General features: G+C 44.2%; 16 protein-coding genes. 13 read left to right on the top strand and 3 right to left on the bottom strand.

What is annotated here, in order from left to right:
• The first annotated feature begins 252 nt into the window (after positions 1-252).
• The 5 genes from pheT (at position 253) to ABLA33_RS07500 (ending at position 9,347) form a co-directional block, all read left to right on the top strand.
• Complete coding sequence (gene pheT, locus ABLA33_RS07520; protein ID WP_347719841.1) at positions 253-2,793, top strand: phenylalanine--tRNA ligase subunit beta; 2,541 nt, start codon at positions 253-255, stop codon at positions 2,791-2,793.
• A 107-nt stretch (positions 2,794-2,900) separates the two neighbouring features.
• Positions 2,901-3,644 carry a YebC/PmpR family DNA-binding transcriptional regulator gene (locus ABLA33_RS07515; RefSeq protein ID WP_347719840.1) on the top strand — a complete coding sequence of 248 codons (744 nt, stop codon included), beginning with the start codon at positions 2,901-2,903 and terminating at the stop codon, positions 3,642-3,644.
• Between the two features lie 91 nt (positions 3,645-3,735).
• Positions 3,736-4,821 (top strand): glycosyltransferase family 1 protein, encoded by a 1,086-nt coding sequence (locus tag ABLA33_RS07510; RefSeq protein WP_347719839.1) that lies wholly within the window; start codon positions 3,736-3,738, stop codon positions 4,819-4,821.
• Between the two features lie 955 nt (positions 4,822-5,776).
• Positions 5,777-9,130, top strand: a complete 3,354-nt coding sequence (locus ABLA33_RS07505; protein ID WP_347719838.1) for a leucine-rich repeat protein — start codon at positions 5,777-5,779, stop codon at positions 9,128-9,130.
• Positions 9,131-9,143: 13 nt separating this feature from the next.
• A complete protein-coding gene (locus tag ABLA33_RS07500) occupies positions 9,144-9,347 on the top strand; it encodes a hypothetical protein (RefSeq protein WP_347719837.1) in 204 nt (67 codons plus the stop codon).
• A gap of 457 nt (positions 9,348-9,804) precedes the next feature.
• Here the strand turns inward: ABLA33_RS07500 and ABLA33_RS07495 are convergent, their stop codons facing one another.
• Both ABLA33_RS07495 and ruvC read right to left on the bottom strand, forming a co-directional pair.
• Entirely contained in the window at positions 9,805-10,281 is a 477-nt protein-coding gene (locus tag ABLA33_RS07495; protein ID WP_315090915.1) for a hypothetical protein, read from the bottom strand.
• A 9-nt stretch (positions 10,282-10,290) separates the two neighbouring features.
• Positions 10,291-10,947 carry a crossover junction endodeoxyribonuclease RuvC gene (ruvC, locus tag ABLA33_RS07490; protein ID WP_347719836.1) on the bottom strand — a complete coding sequence of 219 codons (657 nt, stop codon included), beginning with the start codon at positions 10,945-10,947 and terminating at the stop codon, positions 10,291-10,293.
• Positions 10,948-11,074: 127 nt separating this feature from the next.
• On the opposite strand from ruvC, the gene ABLA33_RS07485 reads away from it, so the two are divergent.
• The 8 genes from ABLA33_RS07485 (at position 11,075) to ABLA33_RS07450 (ending at position 23,375) form a co-directional block, all read left to right on the top strand.
• On the top strand, positions 11,075-11,458 hold the full coding sequence (locus tag ABLA33_RS07485) for a DUF1573 domain-containing protein (RefSeq protein WP_311490142.1): 384 nt from the start codon (positions 11,075-11,077) through the stop codon (positions 11,456-11,458).
• Between the two features lie 8 nt (positions 11,459-11,466).
• Entirely contained in the window at positions 11,467-12,516 is a 1,050-nt protein-coding gene (locus ABLA33_RS07480) for a mannose-1-phosphate guanylyltransferase (protein ID WP_311490141.1), read from the top strand.
• Between the two features lie 119 nt (positions 12,517-12,635).
• Positions 12,636-13,652: an A/G-specific adenine glycosylase gene (gene mutY, locus ABLA33_RS07475; RefSeq protein WP_347719842.1), complete on the top strand. Its 1,017-nt coding sequence runs from the start codon at positions 12,636-12,638 to the stop codon at positions 13,650-13,652.
• A 132-nt stretch (positions 13,653-13,784) separates the two neighbouring features.
• Positions 13,785-15,203, top strand: a complete 1,419-nt coding sequence (gene rlmD, locus ABLA33_RS07470; protein WP_347719835.1) for a 23S rRNA (uracil(1939)-C(5))-methyltransferase RlmD — start codon at positions 13,785-13,787, stop codon at positions 15,201-15,203.
• A gap of 59 nt (positions 15,204-15,262) precedes the next feature.
• Positions 15,263-15,970, top strand: a complete 708-nt coding sequence (locus ABLA33_RS07465) for a hypothetical protein (protein ID WP_347719834.1) — start codon at positions 15,263-15,265, stop codon at positions 15,968-15,970.
• A gap of 24 nt (positions 15,971-15,994) precedes the next feature.
• Positions 15,995-18,391 (top strand): zinc-dependent metalloprotease, encoded by a 2,397-nt coding sequence (locus ABLA33_RS07460; RefSeq protein WP_347719833.1) that lies wholly within the window; start codon positions 15,995-15,997, stop codon positions 18,389-18,391.
• A gap of 414 nt (positions 18,392-18,805) precedes the next feature.
• Positions 18,806-21,322, top strand: coding sequence for a Smr/MutS family protein (locus tag ABLA33_RS07455; protein WP_315090923.1), 2,517 nt, complete (start codon positions 18,806-18,808; stop codon positions 21,320-21,322).
• Positions 21,323-21,365: 43 nt separating this feature from the next.
• Positions 21,366-23,375, top strand: coding sequence for a YgiQ family radical SAM protein (locus ABLA33_RS07450; RefSeq protein ID WP_347719832.1), 2,010 nt, complete (start codon positions 21,366-21,368; stop codon positions 23,373-23,375).
• Positions 23,376-23,515: 140 nt separating this feature from the next.
• On the opposite strand, the gene ABLA33_RS07445 is transcribed toward ABLA33_RS07450, so the two are convergent.
• Positions 23,516-24,799 (bottom strand): peptidase A26, encoded by a 1,284-nt coding sequence (locus tag ABLA33_RS07445; protein ID WP_347719831.1) that lies wholly within the window; start codon positions 24,797-24,799, stop codon positions 23,516-23,518.
• Positions 24,800-25,132 lie beyond the last annotated feature (333 nt).

Below are 25,132 nucleotides of genomic sequence, written 5' to 3'. Positions count from 1 at the left end.
CTTTTTTCAAATAAGAGACTCCTATCAGAGCAATCATCTGATGGGAGTCTCTTTTGTGTGTTTGAGGCAGAGGCTTGCAGATTTACTTTTCTGAGAAGGGCAAACTGGTTGCTGGAGTCTGGGTTTATGGTCAGGAGACAGTTAGCTTTCATTCTTCTTTGCTTTTCATCCGATTTCTATTATTTTTGCGTTCGACTATAAAAAGTCAGAGTCATTGCCTTTGAGCAATTTCATAGAAGCAAATTTATTCGTATGAATGTAAGTTATAAATGGCTGAAGGAATATGTAGACTTTGATCTTTCGGCTGAAGAATTATCTGCTGCATTAACTTCTATTGGTTTGGAAGTTGGCGGTGTTGAAGAGGTGCAATCTATTCGTGGAGGGTTGAAAGGTTTGGTAGTAGGCCATGTTCTTTCTTGTGAGCCACATCCTAATTCAGATCATATGCACGTATGTTCTGTGGATTTAGGAAATGGAGAGCCTGTTCAAATTGTTTGTGGTGCTGCTAATGTTGCAGCTGGACAGAAAGTTATTGTCGCCACTTTAGGAGCCAAACTCTATGATGGAGATAAAGAGTTTGTTATAAAGAAGTCGAAGCTGCGCGGTTTAGATTCTTTCGGAATGATTTGTGCTGAAGATGAGATTGGAGTAGGTACAAGTCATGATGGAATTATTGTTTTGCCTGAAGATACGAAAGTTGGAACTCCTGCTGCCGAGTATTTTAACTTAGAGAGTGATTTTCTGCTTGAAGTTGATTTAACGGCAAACCGTATTGATGCTGCATCTCATTACGGTGTGGCTCGTGATCTTTATGCTTGGCTAAAGCGTAATGGTTATAATACCAGTCTTCATCGTCCCAGCGTTGATGCTTTTGCAGCAGACAATGAAGACTTGCCCATTGATGTTAAAATTGAAAATGCAGAAGCATGTCCGCGCTATTGTGCAGTCACAGTAAAAGATTGCGTAGTTAAGGAAAGTCCTGAGTGGTTACAAAAGAAATTGACAACGATAGGTCTTCGTCCTATTAACAATATCGTAGATATTACCAATTATATAATGATGGCTTACGGTCAGCCTCTTCACTGCTTTGATGCAGATATGATTGAAGGGCAACAAGTCATCATCAAATCTATGCCAGAGGGAACCCCTTTTGTAACGCTCGATGGTGAAGAACATACTTTGTCTGATCGTGATCTTGCAATTTGCAATACAAAAGAACCTATGTGCATTGCCGGTGTTTTTGGTGGTAAGGGTAGTGGTACTTACGCAACAACTAAGAATGTGTTGTTTGAAAGTGCTTATTTCAATCCCACTTGGATACGAAAGAGTGCTCGTCGTCATGGCTTGAGCACTGATGCCAGTTTCCGTTTTGAACGTGGTGTAGACCCTAACGGACAAATTTATGCATTGAAAGCTGCCGCTCTCCTTACAAAGGAATTGGCAGGGGGTACTATTAGTATGGAAATCAAAGATGTGGAAGCTGGTGAACTTCCGAAGTATTTCCCTGTCGTCTTAAACTTCCAATACGTTAATGACTTAGTTGGCAAAGAACTTCCACGAGAAGTGGTCAAAGAAATCGTTACTAATTTGGAAATGGAGATTGTAGCCGAAAGCGAAACAGAACTCACTCTCCACGTCCCAGCCTATCGTGTAGATGTGCAGCGTCCTTGCGATGTCGTAGAAGAGATTCTGCGTATCTATGGTTATAATAACATTGAGATACCCTCTACTATGAACTCTTGCCTAACTGTAGAAGGTGAAGCAGATCGTAGTAACAAGTTACAGAAGCTTATCGCTCAGCAGCTCATAGGGCAAGGCTTTAATGAGATTATGAATAACTCTCTCACCAAAGAAGCTTATTATAATGAGTTGAAGAGCTATCCTAAGGAGCATTTAGTTCATATCATCAATCCTTTGAGTTCAGATTTGAACGTAATGCGTCAAACCTTGCTTTTCGGCGGTTTAGAAAGTCTTTCTCGCAATGTGAATCGCCGTGCGACCAACCTTCGTTTCTTTGAGTTGGGTAATGTCTATGCTTTCGATGCAAGTCGCCGCAAGCCATCAGCTGAAAGCGAGCCTCAATCCGCTAGAGAAGAGGATTTCCAGGATGGTGGAGTTCTTGAAAAGTTAGCAGAAAAAAATCATATGGCGGCCTATTCTGAGGAATGCCATTTAGGACTTTGGTTGACAGGTAATCATGTCGAAGGTAGCTGGGCACATCCTAATGAGCCTTCTAGTGTCTACGAATTGAAAGCCTATGTCGTTGGTATTCTTCAGCGTCTTGGCGTCCAACTTGGAGGCTTGCTCATTCAAGATGGTACTGCCGATATTTTTAGCAAGAGCCTGCAAGTGGCAGATCGCAATGGAAAGGTGTTGCTTGAGTTCGGTGTTGTTGCAAAGAAACTTACTGCTGCGCAAGGCTTAGAGAATGACGTCTACTTTGCCGAGTTCAATTGGAATGAGCTGATGAAGAAGACACGCAAGAACAAAGTCGAATTCACAGAGATTAGCAAATATCCAGCTGTTAGCCGCGACCTCGCTCTGCTTGTTAATAAGGAAGTTCAGTTCAAACAGATTGCAGATATTGCCTATAAGGCAGATAAGAAATTGCTGAAGAAGGTTACACTCTTCGATGTCTATGAAGGAAAAAATCTTGAAGAAGGCAAGAAGAGCTATGCCGTCAATTTCACTTTGCAAGATGAAACAAAGACGATGAACGATAAGCAAGTCGATGCCGTCATGAACAAGATTATCACAAGTTTGCAGAAGCAGTTAGACGCTAAGTTGAGATAAACAGAAAGAGTTACGGAGCAATCAATCGCGGTGAGCATATTCGTGCTCCACGAAAGACAGTCTCTATTTTCGAATAAAAATAAGAACAACAAAAAATATAGATTCCCATGGGAAGAGCATTTGAATATCGTAAGGCATCTAAGCTGAAGAGATGGGGCCATATGGCTCGTACGTTTACTAAAATTGGTAAGCAGATTGCTATTGCAGTAAAGGCCGGCGGTCCAGAACCAGAAAACAACCCTGCATTGCGTGCTATTATCGCTAATGCAAAGCGCGAGAATATGCCGAAGGACAATATTGAGCGCGCCATTAAGAACGCAATGGGCAAAGACCAGAGCGACTACAAGACAATGACCTACGAAGGCTATGGTCCTCACGGTGTCGCCATCTTTGTTGATACGCTGACCGATAATACTACTCGCACAGTGGGCGATGTTCGCAGTGTCTTCAATAAGTTTAACGGCAACCTTGGCACAATGGGTTCTTTGGCTTTCCTCTTCGATCATAAGGCTGTTTTCACGTTCAAACGCAAGGACGGACTGGATATGGACGAGCTCATCCTCGACCTTATTGACTATGGCGTAGAAGACGAATTCGATGAAGACCCCGAAGAAGATAGTATCACCATTTATGGAGATCCGAAGAGCTTCGGCGAAATTCAAAAACACCTTGAAGAAGCAGGTTTCGAAGTAATCGGTGCTGAATTCACCTACATCCCCAACGACCTCAAAGATGTAACGCCCGAAGAGCGTGAAACCATCGACAAGATGGTGGAGAAACTCGAAGATTTCGACGACGTTCAGACGGTTTATACAAATATGAAGCCAGCAGAAGAAGCTGCTGCTGAGTAAGATTCTTACTATAAAGAGAACAACAGGACGGAGCGGAAACTCTCTCTTGTTGTTCTCTTTTTTTTATCAACTGCAAGACACTTCTTGATTTATGCGCATACTTCTCTTAGGCGATTATAGTAATGTCCACGCCACGCTGGCAGCGGGATTGCGAGAACTTGGCCATTACGTCACGGTGGCTTCCGATGGTGATGGCTGGAAAAACTATCCGCGAGACATAGACCTCCGTCGTCCATCGCTCTCGCGCTGGAGCAGTTTGCGTTATTATTTTGAGCTCCAGTGGAAATGCCGCAAGTTTCGGGGATATGATGTTGTCCAACTCATCAATCCTGTTTTTTTACCGCTCAAAGGAGAGCGTATCTTGCCTTTTTATCAGGACTTGAGGCGATATAATAAGAAAGTCTTTATGGGTGCTTTTGGTATGGACCATTATTACGTCCGTACCTGCCTCGACTGTACAACCTTCCGTTATAGCGATTTTAATTTTGGCAACCAACTTCGCCACAATTCCGATAATGAAGCTTGGATTCGTGATTGGCTTTATGGGGCTAAAGGCCTTCTTAATCGTCAAATCGCTGCCGATTGTGATGGGATTATTGCAGGCTTATATGAATACTATGCCAGCTATCGGAACGAGTTCGCAGACAAACTCCGCTTCATCCCTTTTCCTATTCGTGTGGATGAATCTCCATTGAGTGTTCACCAGCCCCTCCGCTTCTTCATTGGTATTCAAAAAGCGCGGAGTGCCTACAAGGGCACGGATATTATGTTGAGAGCCTTAGAGCAAGTGGCTCAGCGTTATCCTGACGCTATGGAAATAGTGCGCGCCGAGTCCGTTCCTTTTGAAGAATACGTTCGTCTTTTCAACAACTCGGACATCTTGCTCGATCAGCTTTATTCCTATACGCCTGCGATGAACGCTTTGGAAGCCATGTCGCATGGCATGATTGTCGTGGGCGGAGCCGAACCTGAAAACTATGCTATTCTTGGTGATACAGATTTGAAACCCATTGTTAATGTGCAGCCCAATGAAGAGGATGTTTATCGCCAACTCTGTCTTTTAATGGAGCGAAAAACTGATATTCTTCAGTTAAAAGCTGACAGTCGTGAATACATTCGTCGCTATCACGACCATCTGAAAGTGGCTCGTCAGTATCTCGACTTCTGGGGAATATAGCAACTGACATAGGATAAAATTAAATAATCACTTTCTATCAATTGTTTTTTTCTAAAGATTCACCATACAAAACCGATTCTATCTTGAAAAATGCTTAGCAGTGGATCTTCCTCTCATAAAAACAAAATTCTTTATTTGTCTATTCTCTCCTTTGAAAAAGTAATTTAGGACAGAGGAAGGTATTAACACATAATGCTTAAAATGTATTGAAAACAAGCCATTAGAAGGAATTAATTTTGTGTGCGTAAAATATCCCTGCTTGTCAGTGTTGTTTTTAGAAAAGTAAATTAGAACAAAAATAATATTGTTTAAATGTAATATTTTTTTACCTTAATTTCGTATCTCTTATGATGTTCTGTTTATAACCAAATAGTGTATTTTTTGCTGACTAAAGGTGGCAAAAACGGTTTCATTTCTGTCGTATTTTACTTTTTTTCTGCGTTTTTGTTGCAAGTTCCGAATACACTGTTTATCTTTGCGCCAGTTATCGAAATAAAGAAAAGTGAACAGATTTACGAAGAAATACAATCACTGCAATTATTCCTTGTGTAAAAATAAAGGAACATGCGCAGTTCAGAGAAATGGAGATTTCTCTGTGCTGTATTCTCTATCTGTTCCAAATATATTTCTCTTTTTTCTCTCTAAGTGCAGAGCTACTCACTCTTTACATAACATCAATAGGCGTGCGCGTGAAAAACTGCACAATGCCTTTAGGTCGAGACTTCGCAAGAGTTCCCGTTGCCTATTTCGTCGGATTCGTTGGCCAGGTGAAAGCCAGCGACTATAAGCTCCATTTCTCATTATGAAGTTTTTTTAGAATAACTCAGAGCTATAAATAAAGATAAATAAAACAGAATAATTTAGAGCTATACATACGGGATAATATAAAAACGGAATAACTTAGAGCTATATAATATACAGGATAAATAAAACAGATTTATATATTTTTTTTATTATGAGACAAACAAAATTTTTATTACTGTTAGTGCTTATCGCGCTAAATGTGGCGACCGCAAATGCCGCCATTAATGGCGATAAGTTTACTAAAGATGGTATGACCTATGTGATTACCAGTTTGGTAAACAAGGAGGTCGCCTTTGCTGGCTCAAACAAAAGTGGGGCTTTAACTATCCCCGCTGAAGTAATGGACAGTGTAAACATTAAGTGGAAGGTAACTCGTATCCAGAACAATAGTTCTGTGCCCAACGCAACCAGTGTTTCCATACCAAACACGGTGACAGCGATGGAGGCAAACTCTCTTGGTGGTACTAAACTGACTACTATCTCTATTCCCGCATCAGTGACCGATATGGCAAATGGTGTGTTCTCTTCCTGCCAAGCTCTGCAAGCGATCAATGTGGATGCAGGCAATGCAAAATACTATTCTGACAACGGTGTGCTCTACGAGAGAGATGGAGCTAACAAATGGTTGTTGGACTATCCTGTAGACCGTCCTAATGCCAGCTATTCTGTTCCAGAAGGCACCACAGGTATCCGTGTCAATGCTTTTCAGGCAGCCAAGAATATCACGTCCGTTACATTGCCAACAACCTTGAAGGATCTTCCTTTCTCTTCACCAGGTTATAACGGCTTCACTTCTGCGCGAAAACTCACCGCAATCAATGTAACTTCAGGTAATGCCAACTTCAAGAGTGAAGATGGCGTAGTTTTCACAGCTGATGGAAAAGAGTTGGTGGTTTATCCTTGTGGTAAAGGAACTCCTACTTTGGGATATGGCACTTATGAATATACCGTTCCTACAACGGTAGAGAAAATTCGCCCCTCCGCTTTTGCTCGTGTAGAAGGTTTCTCTTCTGTTAAGATGAGTGCACCGCTCAAAGAGATTGGTGCAGATGCCTTCAATTCATGCCGCTATTTGCAGACAGTTACAGTTCCTTCAACTGTCACTAACATCGCTAATGGTGCATTCTCTGGATCCATTGCTCTGACAGCTATCAATGTGGAGGCAGGTAACACTGTTTATGCTTCTGCTAATGGTGTGCTTTACAATATGGATAAGACGGAACTGATATCTTATCCTGCTGGCAAGCAGGGGCCTTATACTACAGAACCCACTACTAAGAAAATCAGAAAGAGAGCTTTCTATTATGCTGCAAAGATCACAAAACTCACGCTGACTCCAAGCGTAGAAGAAATTGACAACGATGCCTTCCAAGGAACAAGCAATTTGAAAGAACTCGTGTTCCAACCTACATCCAATATCAAGAAAATTGGTACATGGGTCTTCGTTAATTCAGGTTTGGAGAAGTTGGAACTTCCCGCTTCTCTGCAAGAATTGGGTGCTGCTGCTTTCAACGGATGTACAAAACTCAAAACTGTGACCGTTGATAATGGTTCACAACTTCAATCTATCGGTAACGGCTCTTTCCAAGGTTGTACAAATCTTGAATCTTTCAGATTCTTAGGAACAAGTGTGTTGCAAACTATCGAGACCAACGCGTTCAGCGGTGATACCAAGTTGCCTACTTTTGAGATTCCCACATCTGTAACGATGATTAATACGGGTGCTTTCAACGGTTGCTCTAATATGTCTTCTGTAACATTTGCCGCTCCAGCACAGATCACAACTATCGGCCAAGGTGCGTTCCAAAACACAGGTCTCTTGAACATTGATTTGCCCGAAAGTGTAACCACGCTTGCGCAGTCTGCCTTCAACAGCTGCCAAAAGATTACGACGATCAATATTCCTGCAGCTACTACTAATATCGACCCGAAGGCATTCCAGTTCTGCGGTTCACTGACAGCTATCAATGTTGATAAGAATAACACTCAATATTCAAGTGTTGACGGCTTCCTGCTCAGCAAGGATAAAAAGACTCTTATCTCCTTCCCTCCAGGAAAGGCTAACACCTACTACACTATGCTTCCTCCTGTCATCGAGGAGATTGGCCCCTATGCTTTCTATTATATCCAGAATCTGGAGAACATTACCATCCCCGAGAAGGTCAAGAAGATTGGTGCACATGCTTTCGATATGTGTAAGCAACTGAACACTATTGCCTTCTTGAGCAAGACTCCTATTCCTGCTACCGATGTAGACCCTACTGCTTTCTATGCACCAAACGTAGATAAGTCGAAGATCGACATCAGTGTACGCAATGGCTCAGAGAGTCTGTATCAGGCAAACAGTCTATGGCACTCTTTCCATAACATTGGTGTATCTTTCTTCAAAGATCCTAACGGTTATGGTCCTACTGAATACTTCCCTCTGTCTAAAAAGGCAGTTATGGTGGTTGATGTTAAGAGCGATGTCTATACCTATCTGGTTCCAGCACGTGTAGAGAACGCTGGTACTAATTATGAGGTACGTCTTTGGGGCGACTATGCCATGAAGGACAACACTACCAACATTAAGGAAGTAGTATTCCGTACCCCTCTCGACTATTTAGGTATTGATGCCTTCAAGAAAGCCGATGGTTCTTCTACTATTGAGAAGGTCTTCTTCACTAATGCTATTCCTCCCCGCGATATGAGCGCTACGAAGTGGGAACTTGGTTCAGGCTATTCTGAATTCCCAACCACACTGCCGAATATCTATGTAAAGAAGAGTGCTGTTGCTACTTATAAGGCTGCAAAAGGCTGGGCAAACTATGCTTCTAAGGTTGACTACAAGATTCCAGGTTTGAAGCTTACTCACAAATACGGCACGTTCGCACGTGAGTTTGATGCTGATTTGGGTATCTATTATAGAGACAATAGTAAGACCCCCGATGTTGCAGCATTCGTAGCTACAACAGCTGGTATCCAAAGAGGTAAGGGCGACTATGGTGACTCTAAGTACAGCATCCAGATGGTCAGCATCGACGAGAAGGGTGGCGCTGCATCTGATTTCAGCTATGTTCCTGCAGAAACAGGCGTTCTGCTGAAGGTTCTTTCCTACGAAGCAATTCCTGATAGTTTCTACTATGCTATTGGTGAGAAAGACAACACAGCATATACCGTTCGTGACAACCTGATGGTTGGACAAACTGTAAAGGATAAGCTCATCACTACTGGTTCTGATCCTATCTTCGTAGTATCTGCTGCTCAAGGTATCTTCAAGAAGGCTCCTGCTTCTTTCACAATGCCAGTACACAAGGCTTATGCTAAAATCGCCAATGTACCTGCAACGGCAAGACTCGTGTTCACTTTCATGGACGATAACACTACAATCACAGGTATCGATGCTGTTGATGCAGCTTCCTCGAATGTTAACAATGGAGTTTACTACAATTTGAATGGTCAGCGCGTTGAGAAACCACAACATGGTTTGTATATCTACAACGGAAAGAAAATCATGATCAAATAAGAACAAAAATATCATGGAAAAGAAAAAGTACATTAAACCACAGAACGAGACATTCTTATTCTCGGCAGAGAGCCTGATGATAACTGCAAGCCCTGGTGTTTCAAATGGGCAGTTCGACCCTTCCACAGAAGAAATTGGAACAAGAGAACAGAGCGGTTTCGTAGACTCGAAATTTGGTTCTGATGACGAACTTCATCGCTCCATTTGGGGAGATTAGTTACAAGTTTTTGGCCATGCCTTTCGCTACAAAAAGCGAGGCATGGCCTTTTTCTATCTAATAAGAAAGCTCTTGTAATTATAGCATTTAGCCTAAGGTCGAATAACGACTCTATATGTTCTAACAAAGGTTTCTCCTCCCATCTGCAATGATGGGAGGAGAACTTCTTTTATCCTCGATGCGGAAAGCTTCTCCTATCTTTGACTTCTGTTGGGCTGTTCTCATCGTTTCTCTTCTGTCCACCTTTCTGCTCCATAAGCATTCGTTCAGCCTCTTTCTGCTCTTCTTTGGAGATATTTATGAGGAGAAAAACAGGATAGCAAGAAGTCGGGATTTTCCTTATTCTGTCAGCTGACGCAATAAGGCTGTCGGCTGGTAGCCTTATTGTATAAAAAAATAGCCTTATTGCATTTTTGAAAACAATAAGGCTATTTGTCCATAGGGGGACGTTCTTATTTTATATGTTGTCCTTTGCCGCAGCGTAAGCCCGTGGCCAGTCGGTGTTGAGAGAGAAAGGCGTGAGCTGATTGCCTTCCAAAATGTAGGAGTCGGTTGTTTCAGTGTCCGTATCATCGAAGAGCGGGTTGCTCTTGCTGGCATCCATGAACAACATAATTTTAGCTTTCTTCTTCTCGCAATCCTGCTTCTTGCTCTTGAGGATTTCATCGAAGAAGAGAGTTATAAATTCTGACATATAATAGGCCTGGGTGTTCAGAAACTGATCTGTCACCTCCGGCATGGTTTCTGTGGCTTTCTTGCGCAGATATGTCAATGCTGTTTGCTTGAATTGTGCAATACGTGTTTGTGTAAAACCACTGGTAGGTGACTGAACTGTTCGGATAGCGTTGTTCAGCACATAGTTGTACACTTCCTGGGTTTTTGCGGTTGTGCCACAGCTAAGAAGAAAGAGTAGAATTAGTGATATTTTCAGCATAGTAGTTAATCATACTTTCTTATTTGTTTTGGCCAAGGCGGCAGCCAATCGTTGCTGCGGACCCGTAAGACCAGAACTCACACGATTTTGATTGCGATTGACAAATGATTTCCACGAGCGCGGAGCTCCCTCGGTACGATTGTCATGGCCCGATTGTAAATAGTGACAATATGCAGCGGCGAGAGCATCAGTGGCATCAAGATGGGAGAGCATCTGTTCGTCGCGCAGATGGAGCATGCGCTTCATCATCTCAGCCACCTGCTCCTTTGAGGCCTGCCCATTACCTGTGATGGCTTGCTTGATTTTCAGTGGCGCGTATTCGTGGATCGGTATCTGCCGACTCATGGCAGCTGCAATAGCAACACCTTGTGCTCGTCCAAGTTTGAGCATACTTTGCACATTCTTTCCAAAAAATGGAGCTTCAATGGCCATTTCATCCGGAAGGTAGGAATCTATGATGCCTTGTACGCGTTCATAGATACGGCCTAATTTCAGATACATGTCGGCCACCTTGTGGAGATCAATAATACCCATAGCAAGCATTTCCACCTTGCGCCCCTGCTTACGAATGATGCCATAGCCAAGAAAGTTGGTACCAGGGTCGATACCAAGAATCACTCTGTCAGGGCTATCAAGAGCAGAAACAGGAAAGGAAGTTATAGGCATAATTATGTGGATTCTGAAGCAAATATAGTGTATTACATCTGAAAAAGTGTGATTTATAATACTAAATATCCTTATTATTAAGATAATTTCCTATCTTCGCTACCTATACCAAATTAAAATTGAGATTATGAAGAAATTTTTATTCTTATTTTCAATACTTTTGGCTGGCGTATTCCAAAGTCTGAATGCGCAGGCAGTGATTAAGTTCGACAAGACAACGCACAACTTTGGAACTTTTTCTATTTCCAAGCCACAGACGGTTACGTTTTCTTTTACGAATACAGGCGACAAACCGCTGGTGATTCAGCAGGCGTTTAGCAGCTGCGGTTGCACCGTGGCCGATTTCACGAAGCAACCCATTGAGCCAGGTAAGAAAGGCGAAGTGAAGGTTACGTATGATGGTAAGAATACGTATGCAGGTCCTTTTAAGAAACCTGTAACGGTTCGTTCCAATGCTTCAAATAGTTTGGTGCGTATATATATCGAAGGAACCACTCAAGACGATAAGTAGAGAGACGAATGAATCATTTAGTCATTATGGCGGGCGGTGTCGGTAGCCGCTTTTGGCCGCTGAGTAGTGAGGCTGTCCCAAAGCAATTCTTGGATGTGTTGGGCTGTGGCAAGACCTTGATTCAACTCACTGTGGATAGGTTTAAGAACTTTGTCCCGATGGAGAACATTTGGATTGTTACCTCGGAAAAGTACAAAGCCACTATTGCAGAACAGTTGCCCGAAGTGCCAGCAACCAATGTGCTCTTCGAACCGTGTCGCCGCAATACAGCTCCGTGTATTTGCTATGTGTCCTACAAAATCAAGAAGCGCGATCCGCGTGCCAATATCGTAGTGACACCCAGCGACCATGTGGTGCTCGATGCCTCAACCTTTCGCAGCGTTGTAGAGAACGCGATGGAGTTTTCGGCTGAGACCGACGCCATTGTTACCTTAGGAATTCACCCTACGCGCCCCGAAACAGGATATGGCTATATCAAGGCTGATTTGACGTTCTCTTCCAGTCGGAAAAAAGATATTTTCCGTGTCGACTCTTTCAAAGAAAAACCCAACCTCGAACTGGCTCAAGAATATGTGACGCATGATAACTATTTGTGGAATTCAGGTATCTTCATCTGGAGCGTATCTACGATCATCAATGCCTTTCGCGTTTACGAGCCCGATATGTCGAAAGCTTTCGAACGCTTGACTCCGATTTACGACACGGAAGAGGAACAAGAACGCATCAATGAACTCTATCCGTCGCTTGAGAATATCAGTGTGGACTATGCCATCTTGGAAAAGGCAGAAGAAATCTTTGTGTGTCCTGCTTCGTTCGGTTGGAGCGATCTCGGCACATGGACATCGCTCCGCGACAATAGTCAGAAGGACCGATATGGCAATGCTGGAATAGGACCGGATATCAATTTCTATGATAGTTTCAACTGCGTGGTACATGCTGAGAAGTTGAAGAAAGTAGTAGTGCAAGGCCTGGACGGCTATGTCGTTGCCGAGCGCGATGGTACACTGCTGATTTGCAAACTAAGCGAAGAACAACGCATTAAATTATTCCACGATTGAAAAAAGACCCAATAAAAAATGAGTCGTTAGAAAGACAGACCGCTACATACGAGAAATTTGATACGAGTTGCGAGGCATTGCTTGGTAACTCGTTTCTTTTCTCTTCTGAGTTTGCTCAAGTGTTGCTGAAGTGGTATGAGGAGCGCAAACGCCCTTTGCCGTGGCGCGACACGAAAGATCCTTATCGTATTTGGATTTCTGAAATCATCTTGCAACAAACGCGAGTAGCGCAGGGATACGACTATTATTTGCGCTTCTTAGAGCGCTTCCCCGATGTCTTTGTTTTAGCTGCCGCCAGTGAGGATGAAGTGATGCAGCAGTGGCAGGGACTGGGCTATTACTCCCGTGCGCGAAATCTTCATGCAGCAGCAAAAACAATTGCGGCTCTCGGACATTTTCCTACAACCTATGAAGAAATTCGCACACTAAAAGGCGTGGGAGATTACACGGCCGCTGCCATATCTGCCTTTGCTTTCGGATTGCCTACAGCTGTTGTCGATGGAAATGTCTATCGCGTGTTAGCTCGCCATTTTGGGATTTTCACACCGATAGATACAACCGCCGGGAAAAAAGTCTTTAGAGAGTTGGCACAGCAACTTCTTGACGAGCTACATCCAGGCGATTACAACCAAGCTCTTATGGATTTTGGCGCATTGCAGTGTACTCCGCAGAGCCCTCAGTGTACAGATTGTCCGCTAAGCCATACGTGTGTGGCATACTCTGCTGCCTGTGTCGAGCAACTTCCCGTGAAGTCGAAAAAGACGGAGGTGAAAACACGCTATTTTGTGTATCTCTATCTTCGATGTGAGGGGAAAATCTTTTTGCATCGTAGGGGAGCCGGCGACATTTGGCAAGGTCTCTACGAACCGCCTTTGTTAGAGTTTGAGCACAAGGCGGAATTTGATGAGGTGGTCCGTACTGCTGATCTGCCTTCAGGAAGCAGCTATCACTTGGTGGCAGAAGGTATGAAACACGTTTTGACCCATCGTGTGTTGTTAGCAGATTGTTATGAGGTAGACCTTCCTGCTGAAGCTTTGCCTCTACTTGTGGAGCGTGGTTATATTGTCGTTGATGAGAAAGTGCGCAGTGAGTTTGCTGCTCCTCGACTTGTCACGCGCCTTTACGCTATGCTTTGAGTCGAAATCTTTGTCCCTCAGAGGGACTTTTTAAGCAAAATAGAGATAGAACCACATTTATTTGCAAAAAACAGCAGATTCTGTGGTTCTCGCCATAATTGTGTATCTTTGCAATAGATTACATATATACTAATGAGTCGAAAGAAAAAGCCGCTTCCTTTATTGGAGCAAATCGAAATAACCGATGTGGCAGCTGAGGGAAAAGCCTTAGCGCGCGTTGATGGGATGGTAATTTTTGTTCCTTATGTTGTACCTGGAGATGTTGTAGACTTGCAGCTAACGCGAAAAAAGCATTCTTATGCTGAAGCCGAAGCTGTTAAAGTCCATAAGTATTCTGAAAAGCGTTGCAAACCTTTTTGCAAACACTATGGTGTTTGTGGCGGTTGCAAGTGGGAGATTCTTCCCTATGAGGAGCAGCTTGCCTACAAACAGCAGCAGGTGACAGATGTTTTGACCCGTATTGGCAAGGTGGAACTTCCCGAGATTTCTCCAATACTCGGTAGTAAACATGTCAAGCAATACCGCAACAAATTGGAGTTTGGCTTTTCCAATAAAAAATGGTTGACGAAAGAGCAGATATCTTCGGGCGAGACATTCGACAATATGAATGCCGTGGGCTTTCATATCCCTGGAGCTTTTGATAAGATACTCGACATTGACGAGTGCTGGCTCATGGACGATATCAACAACCGCTTGCGTAATGGTATTCGCCAGTATGCTTTTGATAACGCTTTGACATTCTTCGACCTCCGCAAGCAGGAAGGCCTTTTGCGAAACATAATGATTCGCACATCGGCCACGGGCGAGGTGATGCTCGTTGTGCAATTCTGTTTGAAAGAGGCTGACGATCAGCCAAAAGCAATGGCGCTGATGGAGTGGATACACATCAACTTCCCCGAGGTTTCTTCTCTCTTGTGGGTAGATAACCAGAAGTGTAACGATACGATTGGCGACTTAGACATTCAGATTTACGCCGGCCACGACTATATCTACGAAACGATGGAAGACCTCCGCTTCAAAGTAGGTCCTAAGAGCTTCTATCAAACCAATACAGAGCAAGCCTATGAGCTTTATAAAGTGGCGCGCAACTTTGCTGGATTAACAGGTAAAGAACTTGTCTACGACCTTTACACGGGTACGGGGACAATTGCCAACTTTGTGGCTCATCAGGCGCAGCAGGTAATAGGCATTGAGTACGTTCCAGAGGCTATTGAAGATGCTAAAGTGAACGCAGCCTTAAACAAACTCGACAATACCTTATTTTTCGCGGGCGATATGAAGGATGTTCTGAACGATGACTTTATTGCGCAATACGGTCGGCCTGATGTGATTATTACTGATCCACCACGTGCGGGTATGCACGCTGATGTTGTCAACGTGATTCTTAATGCTGCTCCAGAACGCATCGTTTATGTCAGCTGCAATCCTGCTACGCAGGCGCGCGACCTCCAATTGCTGGACGAAAAATATAAGGTTCTTAAGGTGCAGCCCGTAGACATGTTCCCCCACACACAGCATGTGGAGAATGTTGTCTTGCTAACTCGAAAATAAGATAAGAGCCGCAGTCAGTGGCTATTTCTTTTCACTTGCTACATTCTCTTTTTATAAACATGTCCATACTGAAGAGACATAATCCAGTTCTTGAACGTCGTCTGCAAGCCTATCTGGGCGCGGACGATATTCAAGGACTGCGTTCTTTCTTAGAGGGGCTTTCCAATCAGGATTTTCGAACGGCTGGCTTCTTGCTGGGGGAGAAGCTCTTGCCTAAGTTGGCCAACAGTCCCACGGTTTTTTGGAACTCTTTCCTTATTCTGGTTTCCTCCAACTCCAAAGCCTATCTTGGCACCTTTCTCAAAGCTGCCATTACGCTCTATTCCGCGGACCATTTCAAACTTGATATACTTACATTACAGCAGTTTGCCGATGTGGCCAGTCCGATAGATTGTCGGAAGCTTTTGCTTTCTCTCTTGCCTGTAGTTCGCACAGTGGAAGAAGTTCGTTCGCTCTTGCATTTGTTTTGTTCTGACGATATTTCCGCACAAGCGTTCTATCTCTTGTCAGCAGGGACCCTGCCGTGTTATTACGAAATGTTCCAACAACTCAAAAAGGTGGAACACGACACTAAGCTGCTGCGCACCTATAGCGTTCAACTAATGCAGCGCGGCGATAACTTGAGCTATAATATGGCCAGTATCTTGCAGTCCTATTTTGCCCTTGGAGAACTTCCTGGAACTTTCTCCCTCCGTTTGCGCGACTACGAACTGAGTCGTTTGGACGGTTCTTTCGAACTCTTCAAAAAGGAAATTCTAAAAATATAATATCAATCTTTTTTTTACACACCTATGAAACATGTCATTCCGTTTCTTCTTTGCGGTCTGCTGGTAAGTATACCATCAGTCGCTCGGAAAAAAACACAGTCTGCAAAGCCTTCTGCTACGGTGGCTTCAGCAGGCGGACAGCAGGCTTCTGCTGCAAAACCTGAGACTACGAAAGGTCTGTTCACTGTAACAAAGCAAGGTGAAGACTATTTCTTTGAAATCGCTGATAGTCTTTTATCTCGCGAGTTTTTAACCACTGTGCGTCTCACGCAAGCGCCAGCCAACGTTGGCAAGTTTGCCGGTGAGCAGATAAATCAGCAAACCATCTATTTCGAGAAAGCACCAGGCGATAGACTTTTGATGCGCTCAAATATTTTGATGAATACTGCCGATTCCATTGATGCTATCAATCGCGCGGTGACAATCAGTAATACAAATCCAATCATTGCCGCCTTCAAAATAGAAAGTCATGTGAAGGGTATGTATAAGATTAAAGTCACATCTCTACTCAATGATGACAATGCCGCTTTTAGCGTGCCCCAAGACGATAAACAAGATATTGGCCTTGCAGGGTTCCTGCCACAGCTTTCATATATTGAAAGCGTTAAAACGTTCCCGATGAACACAGAAATCCGTTTGGTCAGAACTTTTATGTCGCAGAAAATGCGTACGGCAGCGGCATCGGCCACTGGAAAGATCACCTTCGGCTTGAACATTTCGTTTGTACTGCTCCCTAAGAAGCCGATGATGCGCCGTTTCTTTGATCCACGCGTAGGCTATTTCACTGACGATTTTGTTTATTTCAGTGACAATCAGCAACGTGTTGAGCCGAAACGCTTCATCACTCGCTGGCGTTTAGAACCAAAAGATTCTGCCGACATGGAGAAGATGAAACGCGGTGAACTTGTGGAGCCGAAGAAACCGATTGTTTACTATATCGATCCTGCCACCCCCAAACAATGGCGCAAGTATTTGATTCAAGGTGTTGAGGACTGGCAGAAAGCTTTTGAGGCAGCAGGCTTTAAGAATGCTATTCTTGCAAAAGAATGGCCTGATTCTGACAAAACGATGAGTATGGAGGATGCGCGCTACAGCGTGATTCGCTATTTGGCCGCTCCGATAGAAAATGCTTATGGCCCACAGGTGCACGACCCGCGCTCAGGTGAAATTCTGGAAAGTCATATTTGCTGGTATCACAACGTGATGACGCTGGTACACGACTGGTATATGATTCAAGCCGGAACGCTTGATGAGGCTGCTCGCAAGATGAAGTACGACACCGAGCTAATGGGCGAGCTCATTCGCTTTGTGTCTTCTCACGAAGTGGGCCACACGCTCGGTCTTCGCCATAACTTCGGCTCAAGCAGCACTGTTCCTGTCGATAGTCTTCGCAACAAAGCTTTTGTTGAGGCTCACGGGCACACGCCTTCCATTATGGACTACGCTCGTTTCAACTATGTGGCGCAGCCTGAAGATGGTATCTCGCGTGCGGGAATCTTCCCGCGCATTGGCGACTATGATGTATGGGCTATCAAATGGGGTTACACTCCGATGTGGAATGCCTATGATGACAATAGCGACCATTATGAGCTCGAGAAGATGACGAACGAGGCTTATGCCAAGGCACGTGTCGATTCAAAGATTAGTGGTCAGCCGAGAATCTGGTTTGGTGATGGTGAAACGAATACTACCCGCGACAGTCGTTGCCAAACAGAGGACTTGGGCGATGATGCTGTCAAGGCTTCTTATTATGGTATTCGCAACTTGAAGCGCATGTTGCCACAGTTGCCCGAATGGACCTATCAAAGCAATGATATTTATTCCACAAACCTCAAGTCAATGTACCAACAGGTGCAGAGCCAGTTCCTCCGTTATATGGGACACGTTATCCGCAACATAGGTGGTGTCTACAAAAATTATGGTACGGTGGACAATGGAGGAAATGTTTATATCAACGTCAGCAAGGCCCGTCAGAAAGAATGTTTGAAGTTTGTTGCTGATAACGTTATCACAGAGCCTACGTGGTTCCGCGAGCCAGCTTATGTAAAAAGTCTTTTCCCAGATGTAAATAACGCTACATACGGCATTGCCGCACGCACCATGATGCTGCTTGTCAACTCCTCTCTGCTCAATGGTTTGAACAGTGAATACGAGGCTCCAGAATATTTGCAGGATCTCACAAATTACATCTTTAAGAGCAGTACGCCTTCTCTGTACACGCGTGATGTGCAGAAACTTTATGTGCAGAATCTGATCGACTTCTTCAAATCGGCAAGTCTTTCTAATGATGCGCGTCCTGCTGTGCTTTCAACGTTGAAGCAACTACGCAAGAAACTGAGTATGCCAGTGGCTGATGCTAAGACGCAGGCCCACAACGCTTCCTTAGTGGATGCTATCGACCGCGCTTTGGTGATAAAATAAACCATATTTCTTAAAACTCGCCAGCTCTATCGGGATGTTATTTGTAAAATAACTTCTCAGTAGGGCTGGTTTTTTATTGATGCATTATCTTTATTGTATCACCTGGCAGCATAAGGATAGAAGCGCCTCTTCAGTATATGAAAATCGCAAAAATGATGAAAACAATGCCCATATCGGCTCTTTTTCAAAACCTCATAGAGAGAATTTTTAGAAAATACACCATTGAGACGCTCTTTTCTTAGGTTGCTGGCGGATTTTTTAAGGCTCTCTTCTCTGGAAGAAAAGTATTTATTGTCAAATAAAGTAGCAGTAAATAACGTCTCCTCGCGCGTCATTTGCTGAGAGCTTCTATCCGTTCTGTTTCTCCCTTATCTCGTATCTATTTTGTATCTTTGCCTAAAAATAAATACAAGCATGATTTTCCCTGAAAATTTTGAACAGAAAATCGGGTTTGACGAAATTCGGACGTTGCTTAAAGGGCGTTGCATGTCCACGCTTGGCACCGAATGGGTAGATAGTCAACTCAAATTTCTGTCCCGATACGAAGACGTGAGAGAAGCGCTCGAACAGGTGCGCGACTTCATACGTTTTTCTGAAGAGGAAGACGACGTTTACGAAGAAAACTTTTTCGATGTTCGTCAGGCCTTGATGCGCATCCGTCCGGAGCGCACACACCTGGAAGAACTTGAGCTTTTCGATTTGAAACGTTCGCTCAAGTCGGTCAGTGATTTAGTTGATTTCTTTCGCAAAAAAGGCGACGGCGAAACACCCGAATACCCAGCACTCACTCAGATGGCTTCCAATGTGGAGACATTTCCGCAAATTGTCAAGCGCATTGATGAAGTGCTCAACAAATACGGAAAAGTCAAGGATACGGCTTCTCCCGAATTGCTCCAAACTCGTCATTCGATAGAAGTAACAACGCGTGGCATCAGCCATAGTTTGCGCACCCTCATCACCGAGGCACAGAACGAAGGCTACATAGACCGCGATGTTGCGCCCACACTGCGTGATGGGCGTTTGGTGATTCCTGTAGCTCCGGCCCTTAAGCGAAAAATTAAGGGTATCATACACGATGAGAGTGCCACAGGCAAGACTGTTTTCATAGAACCATCAGTAGTTGTAGATGCAAACAATCGTATCCGCGAATTAAAGTCGCAGGAGAAGCGCGAAGTCATTCGTATCTTGCAAGAATTGACCAACAACATTCGCCCTTGTGCGCCTGCCATGTTGCAAAGTCTACACTTCTTGGCTCATATCGACTTTCTGCGCGCCTTGGCGAGCTTTTCAACGACATTTGAATCTGTTATTCCTGAAGTGCGCAAATATCCCTATATGGATTGGGTGCAAGCCATTCATCCGCTGCTTCAGCAAAGTTTGCAGCGCCACGGCAGTAAGCAGGTGCCGCTCGATATTGCCCTCAAAGGTAAGCAACATATTCTGTTGATTTCAGGCCCTAATGCAGGCGGTAAGTCTGTTTGTTTGAAAACTGTCGGCTTGTTGCAGTATATGCTACAATGCGGTATGCCCGTACCTATGCGCGAAAATTCCGTGATGGGTATTTTCCAGGATATTTTCATCAGCATTGGCGACGAGCAAGACCTTGAAAACGAACTCTCCACTTACAGCAGTCACTTGCTCGGTATGAAAGCCATGATGAAAAATGCCGGGCCTCATTCGCTGCTCTTGATTGATGAATTTGGCGGCGGTACAGAACCCCAAATAGGTGGAGCTATGGCTGAAGCCATCCTTAACCGCTTTGTGGAAAACGGTACTTACGGCGTCATCACAACCCACTACCAAAATCTCAAACATTTTGCTGATTCAACGGAGAGTGTAGTGAATGGAGCTATGCTATACGACCGCGCACAGATGCAACCGCTATTCTTGTTGCGCATAGGCCATCCAGGTAGCAGTTTCGCCATAGAGATAGCCCGCAAGATAGGTTTACCCGAAGATGTGATAGCCTATGCTGCCGACTTGGTAGGGAAGGACTATGTCATGTCCGATAAATACCTCCAGGACATAGCTCGCGATAAAATGTACTGGGAGACCAAGCGTCAGAAAGTGCACACGCAGGAGAAGCAGCTGCAGGCATCGCTGGCCAACTACGAGAAAGAACTCCAGAATTTCAATCAGGAGCGGAAACAAGTGATGGCTAAAGCGAAAGAGGAAGCACAGGACTTACTCAAGCAGAGTAATGCAAAAATCGAAAGCACTATCCGTGCCATCAAAGAAGCCCAGGCCGAGAAAGAAAAAACGCGCGAAGTGCGCCAACAGTTAGATGAATATAAAAACGCCCTTCGTCAGGACGTGGAAGAGGAAGACCGCATAGCACGAAAAATTGAGAAAATCAAACGCCGGCAGCAGAGGAAGTCTGAAAAGAAAGGTTCTGCACTGCAACAGTTGGTTAGTACGTTGTCAAAGAATGCTTCCGATCAGCCTCAGACTGTACCTACTCAAGTAAAAGTGAGGGTGGGGGATTATGTCCGCTTAAAAGGCCAAACTACAGTTGGGCACGTGGAAGTGATTACCGGTAAGCAAGCTCGCGTTCTCTTTGGTATGATGCACACCAACGTTCCTCTGTCGCGCCTCGAAGTAACGGTGAAGCCAGAGATCAATAATATCTCAAAAGTTTCCACCTTTGTGTCGAAGCAGACACGGGATGCTGTTTACGAAAAAAAGTTGAATTTTAAGTCTGAGATAGACCTACGCGGTATGCGCGGGGATGAAGCGCTCGACGTGGTATCTCATTTCATTGACGATGCCATACTCCTAGAGCAGTCGCAAGTTCGTATTCTTCACGGAACGGGAACAGGTGCTCTCCGCGCTCTTGTCCGCCAATATCTTCAAACGGTCCCCGGCGTTAAATCCTTTCATGACGAGCACGTTCAGTTTGGTGGAGCGGGAATTACGATAGTGGAATTTTAATAAGTAAGAGGAATAGAGGGTAACTTCCTCTTTATGAGAATAGATGTTTCAAAATATACAGACTGAAAAGAGGGTGCAACTGACCGACTTTCTTCCAACAACGTTGAAGGAAGTCCGTCAGCGTGGCTGGGACTACTTAGATGTTATCCTCTTTAGTGGAGATGCTTATGTCGATCATCCCTCGTTTGGCGCAGCAGTCATAGGCCGCATATTGGAAGCTGAAGGCTACCGTGTGGCCATAGTACCGCAGCCCGACTGGCATGGTGACTTCCGCGACTTTAAGAAGCTCGGACGGCCACGCCTCTTTTTTGGAATTGCACCTGGCTGTATGGACTCTATGGTTAATAAGTATACGGCCAACCGCCGTCTGCGTTCGGAAGATGCTTACAGTCCGGATGGTCGTCACGATATGCGACCAGAATATCCAACGATAGTATATTCTCAAATTCTCAAACAGATATATCCTGATGTTCCTGTGGTGCTGGGAGGGATAGAAGCCAGTCTTCGCCGCCTTACCCATTACGACTATTGGAAAGATGCCCTCAAACCTTGCATTCTCAAGGAGAGCGGGGGCGATCTTATTATATACGGCATGGGCGAACTACCCATGCTTGCGCTTTGCCAGCTTTTGGAGGACAAAGTGCTGCACCACGAGCCTGATGCCTTTGTGGCTGCTACCGATTTTCGGAACATCGTTGGAAAGTTCCCCGTTTCGCAAACCGTCACAATGGTGAAAGAAAACGAAGTTCCAGGAGGTATAACGGATGATGATATAGTGCTGCATAGTCATGAGGATTGTCTGAGCAATCGTAAGCATTATGCTGAGAATTTTCGTCATATAGAGGAGGAGAGTAACCGTCTTCACGCACAGCGCATCTTGCAACCTTTAGGCAAGGATTATATTGTTGTCAATCCGCCCTTTCCCCCGATGACAACGGAGCAGATAGATCATAGTTTTGATTTACCTTATACGCGTTTGCCTCACCCTAAATATCGCGGCAAACGTATTCCTGCTTATGAGATGATAAAGTTCAGCGTCAACATCCACCGCGGATGCTTTGGCGGTTGTGCTTTCTGCACCATTAGTGCCCATCAAGGGAAGTTTATCATGTCACGCTCTAAGGAGAGCATAATTCGTGAGGTGAAAGCCGTTACGAAGATGCCCGACTTTCGTGGTTATCTGAGCGACTTAGGAGGACCATCGGCCAATATGTACGGTATGCAAGGTCGCAACCGCGATATATGTGCCCGTTGTAAGCGCCCGTCTTGTATCAATCCAGCTGTGTGTCCCAATCTCAATACTGACCACACACAGCTGCTTGATGTGTACCGCGTTGTTGACGCACTTCCTGGCATGAAGAAAAGCTTTATCGGTAGCGGTGTGCGTTATGACCTTCTGCTCCATAAGAGTAAAGATGAACATTCCAATAAAGCCGCACAAGAATATACAAAAGAGCTCATTCTTCGGCATGTTAGTGGTCGTCTGAAAGTGGCTCCAGAACATACTTCCGACCGCGTGCTGAACATTATGCGTAAGCCAAGCTTTCAGTTGTTTTATGAATTCAAACGCATCTTTGAAAAAATCAACAAAGAAGCCGGACTTAAGCAACAGATTATACCTTATTTCATATCCTCGCACCCTGGTTGTACGGAAGAGGATATGGCAGAATTGGCAGCACTTACGAAAGAGCTGGATTTTCATTTGGAGCAGGTTCAAGACTTCACGCCTACTCCCATGACGGTAAGTACCGAGACGTGGTATAGTGGCTACCATCCTTACACACTCGAAGCTGTTTATTCCGCACAAACGCCGCAGCAGAAATTACGTCAGCGTATGTTCTTCTTTTGGTATAAGCCAGAGGAACGCGCAAAGATTCAGGCTGAGTTGCGGCGTATGAACCGTCCCGATTTGATACAGAAACTCTATGGCGGACTACCTGACCGCGGACCTAGGCCTACTTCTAAACCTCAGCGGCAGAAGCAAAAGACGCGCGATGATAAGTCTCATTCTTTTAATCCTAATTTCAGTAAGAACAATAAAAAGCGGCGTTGAAGAATGCGTTGGTTCTACTCTTTAATACAAATGAAGCTCCGTGAAAAGTGCAAGACTTTCCACGGAGCTTTTTTATTGTAGTGTGTAGGAACTAATTTTAGATTGAATCTTCAATTATAAGATCTTATTTTCTGTAGTTCTTATTTCACCGTAACTTTTAGCGTCTTCATCCCAGGGCGTAGAATGAGATAATTACCAGCTTCATTCAGTTGGATATCCTGTCCCTTCGTAATCATCCGACCCGAGAGATCATAGATAGTCAGTGGTTGTGAACTCTTAAGCTTGCGACCATTCAAGAGCAAATCGTTAGCAATTGTGAGTTGGCCAGCAGAAGTAAGTTCTTTTGTTTCCCAAACGAAGCATGGGAAACCATTGTTTAAGGCTGGAACAGTCTTAAAGATTGTTGCTCCTAAGCCATTATTAAACTTTTGCAGAGTTGTTTCGGAACGCATCTCTTCTTCAGATATGGGTTCAGCGTTTAAATCAATGCTTTTTGTGAACTTTTCAACATAGAAGTTACCTTCCATTTTTGTATCAGCATTGGCTTCGCCAACAATAGCTCCGAGTTTTACGCCACCAGCAGCTTCCGTGAGCTTTCCTGCTGAATAGCAATAGAGTACTTTATCTTCTTGAGAAGTTTTACCTGCAATTCCTCCAACAGTAGTATAGGCTTCTACTTCCCCCATATTGTAGCAACCTTGTACGATTGCTGATAAATCCATAGCTCCCACGATGCCTCCGGCATCTCCAAAGGCACCATTCACTTTGCCCTTGTTGGCGCAATATTGTACAGTACTATTTTCATACATAGCTCCCACAATGCCACCTGCAATCATGATAGAGCCAACGTATCCTAAATTAGCACAGTTTTCCACGATTCCACCATTCAGCACACCAACAATAGCCCCCGTTCCAACGGCATTAGCACAGGCAATGTTTGATTGTGGACCTATCACAAGGTTACGAATGATACCACTTTCAGAGAGACAGGCAAAGAGGCCTACTCCCATTTCGGCTTCGGCTGTGCTATCTGCTGTTATCTGTACTGTATTGGTCTTTGTGATTGTGAGACCATCTATCGTCTTGTGGTTTCCATCGAACACTCCTGCAAAATAGTGAGACATATCTTCGATAGGGTCGCCCGTTTCAGGGTCGGCTTTCTCGTAGTAGTAGCCAATGACGGGGAAGTCTTTCCCGTTCATGTCTAAATTTGTTGTCAATTTAAAGAATTTGCCTTCATAAGACTCTCCAGCTGTTACCTTCTGCGATAGATAAGCTAAGTTTGAAGGTTTCTCAATGAGATAGGGTGCTTGCTCCGTTCCTTCTCCTTGAGTCCAAACTTCAGCGGAAGTTCCATCCCACGGTTGCGCTGAAACTTGCCAAACTGACAGAAGAACCCAAAATAATGCGTAAAATTTTTTCATAGGTAATTGAAATTTGTAAATAAATAATGAGTTAAACAACTGAGAAAGGGAAGTAATTGACAGACTAAAACAATCTTTTTTCTATTTTTATCCCTATTCAAGTGTGCTAGTGCGACAAATATAGCTCTTTTTCTAAACAAACAAAAACAATCATAAAAAAGATTTAGTAGAGGAGTTTTCTCCAATAAGATTATCTCTTTCGTGTTTTTCCTTATGGTGTTTGGAAATGCAATATTTGAACGCTTTCTATGCATTTTTCTCTTTATTTTTGAACTAATTAGTCGTCGCTTAAAAAGCGTTGCTAAGCGAGAAGTCATTCATGGATGCCCTCTC

Origin of the sequence: uncultured Alloprevotella sp., from assembly GCF_963536905.1 — a bacterium.
GTDB lineage: Bacteria > Bacteroidota > Bacteroidia > Bacteroidales > Bacteroidaceae > Alloprevotella.
The sequence above is the reverse complement of the archived record's forward strand: the minus strand, read 5'-3'. Positions and strand labels throughout refer to the sequence as shown.